Here is a 12189-nt window from a genome sequence, read left to right as displayed (position 1 = left end):
GCGGGCGCTGGCGGAGTTCAACGTGGAGGGCATGGCCACCGCCATCCCCTTCCACCGTGCCGTCGTCAAGGACCCGGCGTTCGCACCCGAACTGACCGGTTCCAGCGAGCCCTTCACGGTCCACACCCGCTGGATCGAGACCGAGTTCGTCAACGACATCCCGGCCTTCACCGCACCCGCCACCGACACCGACACGGAGGCTGTGGACGCGGCCCGCAGGACCGTGGTCGTCGAGGTCGCGGGCAAGCGCCTGGAGGTCTCCCTCCCCGAGTCCCTGGGGGCCGCGGTCGGCGGCGCCACCTCCGGTGTCGGCAGGAAGGCCCCGCGGCGCAAGAGCGGCGCCAAGGCGTCGGCGGCGGCCTCCGGTGAGTCGCTGACCTCCCCGATGCAGGGAACCATCGTGAAGCTCGCCGTCGAGGACGGCAGCCACGTGGAGGAGGGCGACCTCGTCGTGGTCCTGGAGGCGATGAAGATGGAACAGCCGCTCACCGCCCACCGCGCCGGGACCGTCAAGGACCTGTCGGCCGTAGTGGGCGCGACGGTCTCGGCCGGTGCGGTCATCTGCGAGATCAAGGACTGACCCGCTGCCGCGGCACGTGTGACAAAGCCGGCCCCCACCCGATCGGGTGGGGGCCGGCTCCGTCGCATACGTGGCACCCGGCCGGGTGCCATCGGGGCCTCAGCCCTGTTCGCGGTTCATGGTCCGCATGCCCCAGGCGCCGAAGATGACCACCAGGGAGAGGGCGGCCAGGGCACCGGTCAGGGTGGTCGAGGAGGCGTACTCCCCGGCGGTGATCGCACGCAGCGCGTCGACCACGTGGGACAGCGGATTGACCCGTGACAGGTCGTACAGCCAGTCCGGCGCCGCACTCATCGGGAGCAGCACGCCGGAGAGCAGCATGAGCGGCACCAGCACCATGCTGAGCAGCGGGGCGAAGCGGTTCTCCTGCTTGAGGATCAGGGCCAGCGCGTACGAGGCCGAGCTGATCCCGGCGGCGAGCACGGAGGACAGTGCCAGCAGCAGCACGACCGCGGGGAGCGGGGCGCGGAAACCGAAGGCCGTGGCCGCGGCGAGCAGCATGACGCCCTGGATGCCCAGTTGGGCCAGGTCGCTCAGGACGCGGCCGGAGAGCAGCGCGGCGCGGCTGACGGGGGCGACGCGCAGCCGCTCCATGACCCCGGAGCGCAGCTCGGGAGTGAGGGAGAACCCGGCGTAGGCGGCACCGAACAGGGTGAGCTGCATCAGCATGCCGGGCACGAACCACTGCCAGGCGTCCACGTCGCCGGGCAGGGTGTTCTTCAGCAGGGGGCCGAAGAGCACGAGGTAGACCAGCGGGCCGGATATCCCGACGATGAGCTGGAGCGGGCTGCGGGCCCAGGGGCGGGTGGAGCGGATGAAGATGAGGCGCGTCTGCTTCAGGTAGTGCACCGTCACTCTCCCTGTTCGTCGGTGGACTCGGCGTCCGTGTCGCGCAGACTGCGGCCCGTGAGGGTGAGGAACACGTCGTCCAGGGTCGGGCGGTGGGTCTGTACGGACATGACGGAGATCTGGTTCCGGTCGAGTTCCCGCAGGAGGCCGGGGAGGACCGAGCCGCCGAGCGGCACCCGGAACCGTACGGTCGAGCCGTCGACGGTGATCTCGCGGGCGCCCGGGAGGCGTTCCGCGGTCGTGGCCGTGCTCGACGGGTCCGAGGTCTCCAGGACGAGCAGATCACCGGAGACCTCGCTCTTGAGGCCATCGGGGGTGCCCTCGGTGATGATCCGCCCGCCGTCGATCACCAGGATGCGTTCGCAGAGGGCGTCCACCTCGTCGAGGTAGTGCGTGGTGAGGAACACCGTGGTGGAGTGCAGATCGCGCAGCGACCTGATGTGGTCCCACAGGTTGCTGCGGCTCTGCGGGTCGAGGGCGGTGGACGGCTCGTCCAGGAAGACCAGTTGGGGCCGGTGCAGTACGCCCATCACGATGTCGAGGCGCCGCCGCTGGCCCCCGGAGAGGGTGGAGACGGTCCGGGTCTCCATGCCCGTGAGGTCGTACTGGTCGAGGAGTTCCTCGACCCGCAGGCGGGCCTGCTTGCGGTCGATGCCGTACAGCTGGGCCTGGGTCATCAGCTCCTCGCCGACGCGCTGGTCGCCTCCGGCGCCGTTGCCCTGCCCCACGTATCCGATGCGGCGGCGCACTCCGGCGGGGTCGTCGAGCAGATCGCAGCCGGCGACCATCGCCACGCCCGAGGTGGGGCGCAGCAGCGTGGAGAGCATCCGCAGTGTGGTGGACTTTCCGGCGCCATTGGGGCCGAGGAATCCGACCAGTTCGCCTTCTGCGACGTCGATGTCCACGCCCCGGACGGCCTGTACGGTGTTTTTTCGGCTGCGGAACGTTTTGGCAAGGTCTCGTACCTTGATCATCGGCGGTGCCTCATCCGGTCTCGCATGATGCGCTGAGCGCAGGGAGAAAAGAATGTATTGCGCGCGGAATTCGGCGGACAACCCCTAGTCTCCCCTGCGGGACTCAACTGGGGTCAGGGGGTGGGGTGCAGGGGAGTCCAGGTCGGGGCCCCGGTCGGCCGGTAGTGGCCGAAAACGGTCCTGAGCTGCCAGTATCTCCACCCGGACCTCAACCATAGGGTCCAGGTTGCCGGTTTCACTCCGACGTAATGTCGCGCTAATCGATGTATGCGACAAGTAAGTATCGATTCGAAAGGGGAAGGTCATTGGTGCCACATGTGTGTGCCGATCTGGATTTGATATGTGTCCGGCATGCCTCGATCGCCGGCAAGTTCAGGCTGGCCGCCTTTCCGCACGGTGTCGAATCGACGTCCTCGTTCCTCTGTCTGGCGGAACTCCTGCTGCCGTCCGTCGAGATGCTGGTGTTCCAGCACTCCTACGCCTTCGACAGCAGTGCGCCCCCGCGGATCGGGGATCTCTCGCACCTGGCCGGCGACGCCTTCGAGACCCTCGCGGAGTGGACGGACCGGCCGCTGGCGCTCTTCGGGCACGGCCGGGGCGCCGATCTGGCGTACCGGGTGGCGCGCAGGCTGGAGCGGGAGGCGGGGATCGTCCCCGCGACCCTGTTCGTCTCGGGCGCCGTGGGCTCCGCGCGAGGCGAAGTCGGTGACGGCGGGCCGAAGTTACGGTGCCCGGTCGTGGCACTCACCGGCGAGAGGGACCGAAGGGCGCCGGTGTCGGCGGTGCGGAACTGGCGGCACCGCACCAGCGGAACCTTCGACCTGGAGGTATTCCCGGGGGCCCGGGGCTATCTCGACATCAGCCGTCGGCAGGTCGCCAACCTCGTCCACGATCAGCTCCTCGTCGCGGAGAACAAGGGAGCCTAGGGGGAGGTTAAGGGTTCCCGAGTGGGGGCATACTGCCTAACTTCCTTGGTGGGGCCCGTGTTACGCATCAGTAGCGGCACGGTTCCCTCACCGTCCCGGACGATGGACCGCCCTTGTGGACGGTCGCCTTCCCGGTCCGCGGCTCTGCGCACCGGTCATGTCCGAGCCCGAGGAAGGAACCTCCCGACAGTGACCTCGAAGATATTTGCCCACGACTCGGTTCAAACCCTCTCCGCAACGGAGGAGGGAGCCCTGCGCATCGCCGACGCGCTCCGCGACCGCGGTGTCGGCCCGGGCCAGCGCGTCCTGCTCAAGGCAGGCAACTCGGCGGGCTGGGTCGGGACGCTGCTGGGGCTCATGCACCTCGGCGCCTCCATCGTCCTCGTCGACCAGCAGGAGCACGCGGAGGAGACCCGGCGCATCATCCGGCGCACCGGCGCCAAGGTCCTCCTCGTCGACGACGACGCGCCGATCGACAGCGATCTGGACGCCATCCACCTCTACGAGATCCTGGTGGCCGCGGCGGGCCGCGAACTCACCGAGCAGCGGCTGTCGTTCGACGAGTGGGGCGAGCGGCCCGACGGCCTGATCATGTGGACCTCGGGCTCGACCGGTTCCCCCAAGGGCGTCGTCAAGTCGGGCGCCAAGTTCCTCACGAACCTGCGGCGCAACGCCGACCAGGTCGGGCATGTCGCGGACGACGTGCTGATGCCGCTGCTGCCCTTCTCCCACCAGTACGGGCTCTCCATGGTGCTGATCGCCTGGATCACCGGATCCTCGCTGGTGATCGCGCCGTACAAGCGGCTGGACCGGGCCCTGCGGATGGCGGGCGAGACCGGGGTCACGGTGATCGACGCGACGCCCTCCAGCTACCGCAGCATGCTCAACCTGATGGGCCGCAAGCCCGCGCTGCGCGCCGACGTCGAGCAGGTGCGCATGTTCTGTGTCGGCGCCGCGCCCCTGGACGGGCCGCTCGTCGACCGGTACGTCGCGGAGTTCGGCCGCCCTCTGCTGGACAGCTACGGCAGCACCGAGCTGGGCAACATCTCCTTCGCCACCATCGAGAACCCGGTCGCCTGCGGCCGGACGATGGAGGGCATCCGCCTGCGGGTGGTCGACGAGGACGGCCACGAGGTGGCGCCCGGTGTGGCGGGCGAGATCGAGGTGGACACCCCGGACGGCATGGAGGGCCACCTCGACGAGGACGGAGCCCTGATCCCCGCGCCCGCCGGCTGGCAGCGCACCGGCGACCTCGGCCAGCTGGACGAGCACGGCAACGTGTACCCGCTCGGCCGCAAGTTCGCCGTGCACCGGATGGGCTACACGCTCTATCCGGAGCTGATCGAACGCAAGGTGGCCGCTCTGGACTGCTCCGCCCGGATCGTCCCGCTGCCCGACGAGCGGCGCGGGTCGCGACTGGTGTTCTTCGTCGAGGACGAGCAGGGGCAGACGGCCGCGTACTGGCGCGACCGGCTCTGTGACATGCTTGCCCCCTTTGAGCACCCCGACCGGGTCGTCGTCCTGGACCGGTTCCCGCTCAACCGCAACGGCAAGCCGGACAAGCGGCAGTTGGAGCGGCTCGCGCGGGAATCGCAGGCCGGGCCCGGTGATTCGCCCGGAGGAAACACTCAGTGAGGATCGCTTGTCTACAGGCGGCGTGTGGCGCGACCGATGTGCGTCAGCTTCTGGAGAAGCTGCGGACAGCGGCGCGCCGCGCTGCCGATGAGGGGGCCGAACTGCTCGTCACCCCCGAGATCTCGATCGGCGGCTACCCCCTTCAGGCAGGCAATCTCGCCGACGCCGCGGGTCCCGTGGACGGGGAGCGGTGCGCGGAGGTCTCCGCCATCGCCCGGGAGTTCGGCATCGGCATCGTCCACGGCTGGCCGGAGACGGACGGCGCCGCCCTGTACAACTCCGCGCGCCTCGTCGCGCCCGGGGGCGAGACGCTCGCGGTCTACCGCAAGGGGCATCTGTACGGGCGGGCCGAGCGGGCCCGTTTCACCCCCGGGGAGCACGGGGTGGTGCAGGCGTCCTTCGGCGGCCTGACGCTCGGCATGCTGATCTGCTACGACGTGGAGTTCCCGGAGGCGGTACGGGCGCACGCGCTGGCCGGCACCGATCTGCTGGTCGTGCCCACCGGGCTGATGCGGCCCTGGGAGTTCGTGGCCCGCACGCTGGTGCCGGCCCGCGCCTTCGAGAGCCAGCTCTACATCGCGTACGCGAACTGGACCGGGGACAACGGCGGTCTCAGTTTCTGCGGCCACACCACGATCGCGGCACCGGACGGCACGACGCACGCCGTCACCGGGGACGGCGAGGAGCTGATCGTGGCCGACATCGACCCGCTCGTCCTCAAGCGCGCCCGCGCCTCCACGACGTATCTGCGCGACCGGCGCCCGGAGCTGTACACGACATGACGTGACGGGGCCCGATGGTGGGACGAAGGCCCCGATGACGTGACGAGGGGCCCGGAGACAGTCACTGTCTCCGGGCCCCTCGTCGTGCGTCGTGCCGTCGCGGCGGGCGGCCGTCAGAGGCGCGGCCGCTCGAAGCGCCGCGGCTTCTCGGGGGCGAAGGGAACCCCCGTGGACAGCCCGCGGGCGCCGACGACCAGCGCCTCGCCCAGGAATCCGACGCCGATGGAGAGGTTGATCGGCCGGGCCTCCGCCTGCATGCCCATGTGCACCGCGAGGAAGCCGAAGGCGGCCATGATCAGCAGGGAGCCGATGATCACGAGGAACGTCTTGCCGGTGTAACGCTGGTAGAGGATCCCTTCCTTGGGATAGACCTGGATGGTGGCGCCACGCACCGCGCCGAGCCCGACACCGAGCACCGAACCGGCGATGACCCAGCCGATGTCCGTACCGGTCAGTCCCTTCACCTCGGTCAGCGCCCATATCCCGAGGCCGGTGAGGACCAGCGGTGGCGCGAAGAGGTCCCGGGCGTTGAGCGGCTCGCCCATCAGGCGCTTGATCACGACTGCGACCGCGCCGACGGCGATGATCGTTACGAGCATCCACGTGTCCACCACTGCACCCCTTTGTTCCCGGCCTGTCCGTGCCCCAGCAGGGCGCCAAATTAATTTAGCAAGCCCGTGCTATAACAGCAACATGCCAAGAGTCGTCGTAGCCGAAACCCGGCGCCAGGATGTCGCCCGAGCCGTTCTCCGCATCGTGGGCAGGGAGGGCCTCGAAAGCGCCTCCCTGCGGAACGTCGCCCAGGAGGCCGGGCTCGCCATCGGTTCCGTGCGGCACTACTTCGCCAGCCACACCGAGTTGATGATCTTCACCATGGAGGAGCTGCGGCGCCGCATCGACAGCCGCGTCCGCAGCCACGCCGAGCAGCTCCTCGACCCGGACGCGGGCATCGACCGCCGCATCCGCACCGAGGAGATGTTCGCCGAGTTCCTCCCCCTCGACGAGATGCGCCGCGAGGAGGCGGTGGTCTGGCTGGCGTTCGTCACCGCCGCCCGCACCCGCCCGGAGTTCCGGCCCTGCGCGCGCCGGATGCACGAGGAGGCGCGCGAGCTGATCGGCCGGGTCCTGCTGGAGGCCCAGCGCTCCGGCGGCATCCCCGGCGACCTCGACATCGCCCTGGAGACCCAACGGCTGGCCGCCCTCCTGGACGGCCTCACCCTCGGCGGGGTGCTCCACCCCGATCTGATGCCGCCCGACGACGCGCGCGCGATCCTGCACCGGCATCTGCGCGCCCTGGGCCCCGGGCGGGAACCCGCGTGAGCCCAGGTCAGGCCCGCCGGGGCCGATACCTCGGCTTTACCCCGCAATGATTGTTCCGCCCACTTCGGCCAGGTAGGAAGGACGGCAACCGAACTTTTTGATCTTGAGCATGGACGGGGGAAAGCGGCGTGAAGCTCACCGCGGCCGAGCGGGTCGCCCGCGCGGCCGGGGAGCGGATGTGCGCGGGGGAGCCCGTCGATGCCTGAACTGTCCGTCCTGCTCCTCGCGTCCGCCGCGGTGTTCCTCGGCGCGCTGGTCCAGGGCAGCCTGGGAGTGGGCCTCGCCCTGGTGTCGGCGCCGGTGGTGCAGATCGCCGCGCCGGGTCTCATGCCGGGGTCACTGCTCCTGGTCGCCGCCGTCCTGGCCGCGCTCGGGGCGGTCAGGGAGATCTCCCACACCGACTGGTACGGCGTGTCCTGGGCGATGGGCGGGCGGATCGTGGGCACGGTCGCGGCCTCGTACGTCATCCTCGTGGTCTCGGTACCGACCCTCGACCTGCTCTCGGCGGGCATCACCCTGGGTGTCGTCTCGCTGCTCGCCTTCGACCCGGCCAGACTGCCGAAGAACCGGGGCACGCTGATCGCCTCCGGAGCCGTGGCGGGCCTCACCGGGACGACGTCGTCCATCGGCGGCCCGTTCATCGCGCTCGTCTACCACCGGGAGCCGGGGCCCACGGTCCGCGGCACGCTCAGCGTCTTCTACATGGTGGGGACGCTGCTCTCGCTCGGCTCCCTCACGGTCGTGGGCCGACTGCCGGTCCGCCAACTGGGCTTCGGCGCCCTGCTGCTGCCCGCGGTGGTGGCCGGGTTCGCGCTGTCGGGGCCGGTCCGGCGACGGATGGACGGCGGGGGCCGGACGCGCGGCGCGGTGCTCGTCCTCGCGGTGGTCGCGGCGCTCGTCCTCCTCGTCCGAGGGCTGGCGGCGATCGTCACGGGATGAGAGGGGCGCCTTTCGAGGTCAGCACCTGTCCCAGCACCTGTCCCAACACCGGATCCCAACACCTGTTCCGCTAAAGGTAAATTGTGGCCCGACGACAGGCGATGAAGATCTGTCGACGGGGGAGGCGGGGATGCAGGGGACGGTCCTGGACGGCCGGTACACGCTCGTGGAGCGTATCGGCGCGGGCGGTATGGGCGAGGTGTGGCGGGCCGAGGACTCGCGGTTGCGGCGGCGCGTCGCCGTCAAGGTCCTCAGCATGCCGCGCGGGACGGCCCCGGCCGAGGGAGAACGCCTCCTCGCCATGTTCGTACGCGAGGCGCGGGCCGCCGCGGCCCTCGACAGCTCGTACATCGTGCCCGTCTTCGACCACGGGTCGGCGAACGGCGTCCCGTACCTGGTGATGCCGCTGCTCACCGGACGTACCGTAGGGGACCTGGCCCTGGAGTCGGGGCCCCTGGCGCCCGAGCGGGTCGCCGCGATCTGCGCGCAGGTGTGCCGGGCACTGGCCACCGCGCACCGGGCGGGCATCGTCCACCGGGACATCAAACCGGCGAACGTGATGGTCACGGACGAGGGCACGGTCAAGGTCCTCGACTTCGGCGTCGCCAAGTTCCTCGACGCCACCGCCACGGCCGGATATCTGACGGGCACCGCCGACGCGCCGGTGGGCACCCTGCACTACATGGCGCCGGAGCGCTTCACGCGGGGCGTGGACGACGGCCGCGGCGATGTGTACTCGCTGGGCTGCATGGTGTACCAACTCCTCGCGGGCGCACCGCCGTTCGACGCGGACTCGGCCGCCGCGCTGATGCACGGCCATGTGTACGAGACCCCGGACCGGCTGTCGGCGCGCCGTGCGGGTCTTGCCCCCGAGTGGGACGACCTGCTGGGGCGGATGCTGGCCAAGCGGCCCGCGGACCGGCCGGACGCGCAGGAGGCGGGGGACGCCCTGGACAGACTGGGCGCGCCAGCCCCGGGCGCCCCGCCACCGCCGCCCGCGTCCGCCACCCCCACGTCCTACTCCCTCGCGCCGCCGCTCCCCCCGATGCCGCAGGCCCCGCCGTCGGCCCCCACGCCCACGCCCACGGGCGCGTACGCGCAGAGCCAAGTACTCGCTCCCCAAGCCTTCGTGAGCCCCTCAGGCCCCTCAGGCCCCTCATCCCCCTTTGCCCCCTCGGGTCCTCCCGGTCCCTCCGGGGTTTTCGGCCCCGCCGCTCCCGCCGCCCCGGTCGGCAGGTCGCGCGCCAGGGTCTGGGGCCTGAGCGCGGTCGCGGCGGTCGCCGCGGGCGCGCTGGTGACCACACTCACGGTCTTCAACCCGTTCGGGGACGGTTCGGACGGCGGCCGGGACGACTCCCAGCGGCAGGGCGGGACCGGTTCCGGTGACGGCGGCGCCATCCGGGGCGACAAGGTGCTCCGGGCCGCGACGCAGAGCCTCACCGTCGGCACCGCGGCCGACTCCAAGGGCCCCGCGCCCGCCGTCAGGGGCGCGCGCGAGGGCGGTCAGGTCACCGTGCTCGAACCGAGCGAGTTCGACTCGCTCGACCCGGCCTTGACCTGGCCGGGCAGCGGCGGCCAGCAGCTCGCACGGCTGGTGCACCGCGGGCTCACCGCGTTCAAGACCGGGGCGGGCGGCTCGGTGAAGGTCGTCGGCGACCTCGCCGAGGACGCCGGCCGGACGACGAACGGCCGCGACTGGACGTTCCGGCTCAAGAGCGGACTCACCTACAACGACGGTACGCCCGTGCGCTCCAAGGACTTCCGGCACGCCATCGAGCGCACCTTCGAGTCCGGTCTCGGCGAGGGCGACCAGACCTTGCGCACCGCCCTCTACGGGCCCAAGGGCGCCCGCGCCAAGTCCGCGAAGAAGAGCGCGATCGAGACGCCCGACGACCGCACGGTCGTCTTCCATCTCGCGGGCGTCCACCGCGACTTCAACGTCGTCCTCGCGGGGCCGTCGGGAGCGCCGGTCCCGCAGGGGGTCGACGGCGAACCCGACAGATCCAAGCCGCTGCCCTCCACGGGCCCCTACCAGATCAGCGGCCCCGCCGACCCCAAGGACCTCACCCTCACCCGCAACCCCAAGTGGCGCAAGGACACCGACCCCGTGCGCAGCGCCTATCCCGACAGCTATCGGATCCGGACGGGCGTGGTGCCCGAGGAGATCCGTGCCCGCATCGGCTCGGCGCCCGCGGGCAAGGCGTTCATGACCTTCTCCGGCGCCGATGACCCCAGCGGCCGGCGCGCTCCGGTGGGCAGCGCGAAAGCGGTCACGTCCCCCACCTGGAACACGCAGTCGTACGTCATCAACACGGACCGGGTGAAGAACCTCGACGTCCGCAGAGCCATCGCCACCGCCCTGCCCGCCGACGACATCCTCAAGGCGAGCGGCGGGGAAGGCCGCTTGATCACTCACCTGCTGCCGCCGGGAGTGCCGGGGACCCCGGGCTTCGACCCCAACCGCCGGATGGTGAACGGCGATACGGCAAAGGCGCGGAAGCTCCTCCTGGAGGCGGATGAGATGGGCTACCGCCTCACCCTCGCCCACCCGGACACCGGCATCGACAAGAACCGCGCGGAGGCCGTCGAGGCGGGCCTGGAGGGAGCCGGGTTCGAGGTCACGGTCAAGCAGGTGCCGGCCTCCTCCTTCTGGAGCGACGCGGCCGGCGGCAAGTACGACCTGTTCCGCATGGCCGTCGGCGGCGGCCTGCCCACCGGCTCCAACTACCTGCCCGACTACTTCGACGGCCGCCATGACCGGGCCGCGTCGAGCAATTACAGCCGGCTCGACAACGCGAAGGTGAACGCGGCGATCGACGCGGCGAACGGCGCGGCGGACCTCAAGGCCGCGGGCAAGCTGTGGGCCGAGGTGAACCGCCTGGTACTGGAGCAGGCGGCCGCCGTCCCGGTGTACGTACCCGAGCGCACCTACCTGTACTCACCGGCGCTGCGCGGGCTCCAGGTCGACCTGTCCGGGCTCTCACCGGTGAACGCGTACGTCAACGGGTGACAGGCGGCGCTTGGCGAGAAGGCGTGCGAGGGGCGGGACGGCGACGCCCGCCAGGAAGGCGGCGAACGGGAGGGCGACGGTGAGCCACGGGTTGGGGAGCGGCCGGTAGGTGGCGGAGCCGTTCCTGATCTCGATAAAGCCGCGGGGCCGGGCCCTGACGCCCCCGGCCCCACCGGTTTCAAAGACGGCGGGGGAGCCGGGGGAGGCCGGGGAGGCGGGGACGAGACCGAAGCCGTAACCGACCTCGGCGACGGGGATGACGGTGACCTCCGCGGCGGTGACGGCCTCGCCGAACACGACCGTCCCGGCGGCCCGCTCGCCGATCTCCTCGGCCAGCCGTTCCAACTGGCCGCGGTGGGCGTCGTCGCCGGTCGTGTGACCCGACGGGGTGGGCAGAGCCGTCTCGTCCGGGGCGGTCACCGGTGCCTCCTGGGGCAGTGCGTATGCGCGACGGGCCCGAGCCTAGCCCAGCGGCGGATCGTTCCGTCATCCACGTACGGGTGATATGGGGCCTATCGGGTGCGGGAGTTGGGGAGTCACGGAGCGGCCCGGCATCAAGCGCCGGGCCACGGGCAACACCGCCGAAGTGAAGGAGAGACCTCACATGCGCCGTACCGCCGCCGTCGTCCTTGGAGCCGTCACCCTGCTGGGAATCCTCACGGTTCCGGCGAGCGCCGTTCCGGACCCGATCGCGACCCTCGGCTGCGTGACACAGGCGGCCGGTGACGTCACGGGACTCGTCGATCCGACCGCCCCCAGTGTCCCCACCGAGATCCCGGGCGTCGGCTGCCTCGCGCCGTGACCTGAACCACCCTGCCCCGTCACGCACTTGCGCTGCCGTCCGGGACCCGCGCGAGTGCGTGACGGTTACGAGGCGCGGCCGACCCCGCCGGTCAGCCCCATCGGTAGCCGTCCCCGAAGAGGAGGGTGTGCTCCAGCACGTCCTCCAGCGGATCGTCGATCTGGCCGGTGCTGATCAGCGCCACCCTGGGCGCGTTGTGCGAGTTCTCATGCGTCTCGTCGGCGCGAGCCGTGCCGGAGCACAGCACGGCCGGCCCCGCCACCATCGCCGTGACCAGCACCCAACGGGACGTTGCCTGCACCCAACCGCCGTTCACGACAGCCTCCTTGGACCCCGCGCGGGGGCCGCCCACCGCGGCCCGCTCGCCGTGTG

At 71.1% G+C, this 12189-nt stretch carries 13 protein-coding genes; 8 read left to right on the top strand and 5 right to left on the bottom strand.

Annotation, left to right across the window (positions count from 1 at the left end; all coding sequences use genetic code 11):
- Positions 1-580 (top strand): biotin/lipoyl-containing protein (locus IG54_RS0131290; RefSeq protein WP_030792294.1); only part of this gene is annotated, 580 nt, incomplete at its 5' end.
- A gap of 99 nt (positions 581-679) precedes the next feature.
- Here IG54_RS0131290 and IG54_RS0131285 read toward each other — a convergent pair.
- A complete protein-coding gene (locus IG54_RS0131285; RefSeq protein ID WP_051820200.1) occupies positions 680-1429 on the bottom strand; it encodes an ABC transporter permease in 750 nt (249 codons plus the stop codon).
- A gap of 2 nt (positions 1430-1431) precedes the next feature.
- Positions 1432-2403 (bottom strand): ATP-binding cassette domain-containing protein, encoded by a 972-nt coding sequence (locus IG54_RS0131280; RefSeq protein ID WP_030792290.1) that lies wholly within the window; start codon positions 2401-2403, stop codon positions 1432-1434.
- 308 nt (positions 2404-2711) lie between these two features.
- On the opposite strand from IG54_RS0131280, the gene IG54_RS0131275 reads away from it, so the two are divergent.
- The 3 genes from IG54_RS0131275 (at position 2712) to IG54_RS0131265 (ending at position 5746) form a co-directional block, all read left to right on the top strand.
- Positions 2712-3329, top strand: a complete 618-nt coding sequence (locus tag IG54_RS0131275; protein ID WP_158708959.1) for a thioesterase II family protein — start codon at positions 2712-2714, stop codon at positions 3327-3329.
- A 189-nt stretch (positions 3330-3518) separates the two neighbouring features.
- A complete protein-coding gene (locus IG54_RS0131270; RefSeq protein ID WP_051820197.1) occupies positions 3519-4964 on the top strand; it encodes a class I adenylate-forming enzyme family protein in 1446 nt (481 codons plus the stop codon).
- Positions 4961-5746, top strand: coding sequence for a carbon-nitrogen hydrolase family protein (locus tag IG54_RS0131265; protein WP_030792283.1), 786 nt, complete (start codon positions 4961-4963; stop codon positions 5744-5746). The genes IG54_RS0131270 and IG54_RS0131265 overlap by 4 nt, the downstream gene beginning before the upstream one ends.
- A 113-nt stretch (positions 5747-5859) precedes the next feature.
- Here the strand turns inward: IG54_RS0131265 and IG54_RS0131260 are convergent, their stop codons facing one another.
- Positions 5860-6345, bottom strand: a complete 486-nt coding sequence (locus tag IG54_RS0131260; protein ID WP_234336406.1) for a DUF1453 domain-containing protein — start codon at positions 6343-6345, stop codon at positions 5860-5862.
- A 94-nt stretch (positions 6346-6439) separates the two neighbouring features.
- Between IG54_RS0131260 and IG54_RS0131255 the strand changes: the two genes are divergently transcribed.
- The 3 genes from IG54_RS0131255 to IG54_RS0131245 all read left to right on the top strand — a co-directional run bounded on the left by IG54_RS0131255 (position 6440) and on the right by IG54_RS0131245 (position 11015).
- Positions 6440-7066, top strand: coding sequence for a TetR/AcrR family transcriptional regulator (locus tag IG54_RS0131255; protein WP_030792277.1), 627 nt, complete (start codon positions 6440-6442; stop codon positions 7064-7066).
- A 198-nt stretch (positions 7067-7264) separates the two neighbouring features.
- Positions 7265-8005 (top strand): TSUP family transporter, encoded by a 741-nt coding sequence (locus tag IG54_RS0131250; RefSeq protein ID WP_030792275.1) that lies wholly within the window; start codon positions 7265-7267, stop codon positions 8003-8005.
- Positions 8006-8135: 130 nt separating this feature from the next.
- Positions 8136-11015, top strand: a complete 2880-nt coding sequence (locus IG54_RS0131245; protein ID WP_030792273.1) for an ABC transporter substrate-binding protein — start codon at positions 8136-8138, stop codon at positions 11013-11015.
- Here IG54_RS0131245 and IG54_RS0131240 read toward each other — a convergent pair.
- Positions 10986-11435: a GerW family sporulation protein gene (locus IG54_RS0131240; RefSeq protein WP_030792271.1), complete on the bottom strand. Its 450-nt coding sequence runs from the start codon at positions 11433-11435 to the stop codon at positions 10986-10988. The two genes, IG54_RS0131245 and IG54_RS0131240, sit on opposite strands and share 30 nt — an antisense overlap.
- Before the next feature lie 184 nt (positions 11436-11619).
- Here IG54_RS0131240 and IG54_RS0131235 point away from each other — a divergent pair, with 184 nt between their 5' ends.
- Positions 11620-11817, top strand: a complete 198-nt coding sequence (locus tag IG54_RS0131235; RefSeq protein WP_030792269.1) for a hypothetical protein — start codon at positions 11620-11622, stop codon at positions 11815-11817.
- Positions 11818-11908: 91 nt separating this feature from the next.
- On the opposite strand, the gene IG54_RS0131230 is transcribed toward IG54_RS0131235, so the two are convergent.
- Positions 11909-12133 carry a hypothetical protein gene (locus tag IG54_RS0131230; protein WP_030792266.1) on the bottom strand — a complete coding sequence of 75 codons (225 nt, stop codon included), beginning with the start codon at positions 12131-12133 and terminating at the stop codon, positions 11909-11911.
- Positions 12134-12189: the final 56 nt, after the last annotated feature.

The organism is Streptomyces sp. NRRL S-920 (assembly GCF_000717945.1).
GTDB lineage: Bacteria > Actinomycetota > Actinomycetes > Streptomycetales > Streptomycetaceae > Streptomyces > Streptomyces alboniger.
This window is presented reverse-complemented; position numbering and strand designations above follow the sequence as displayed.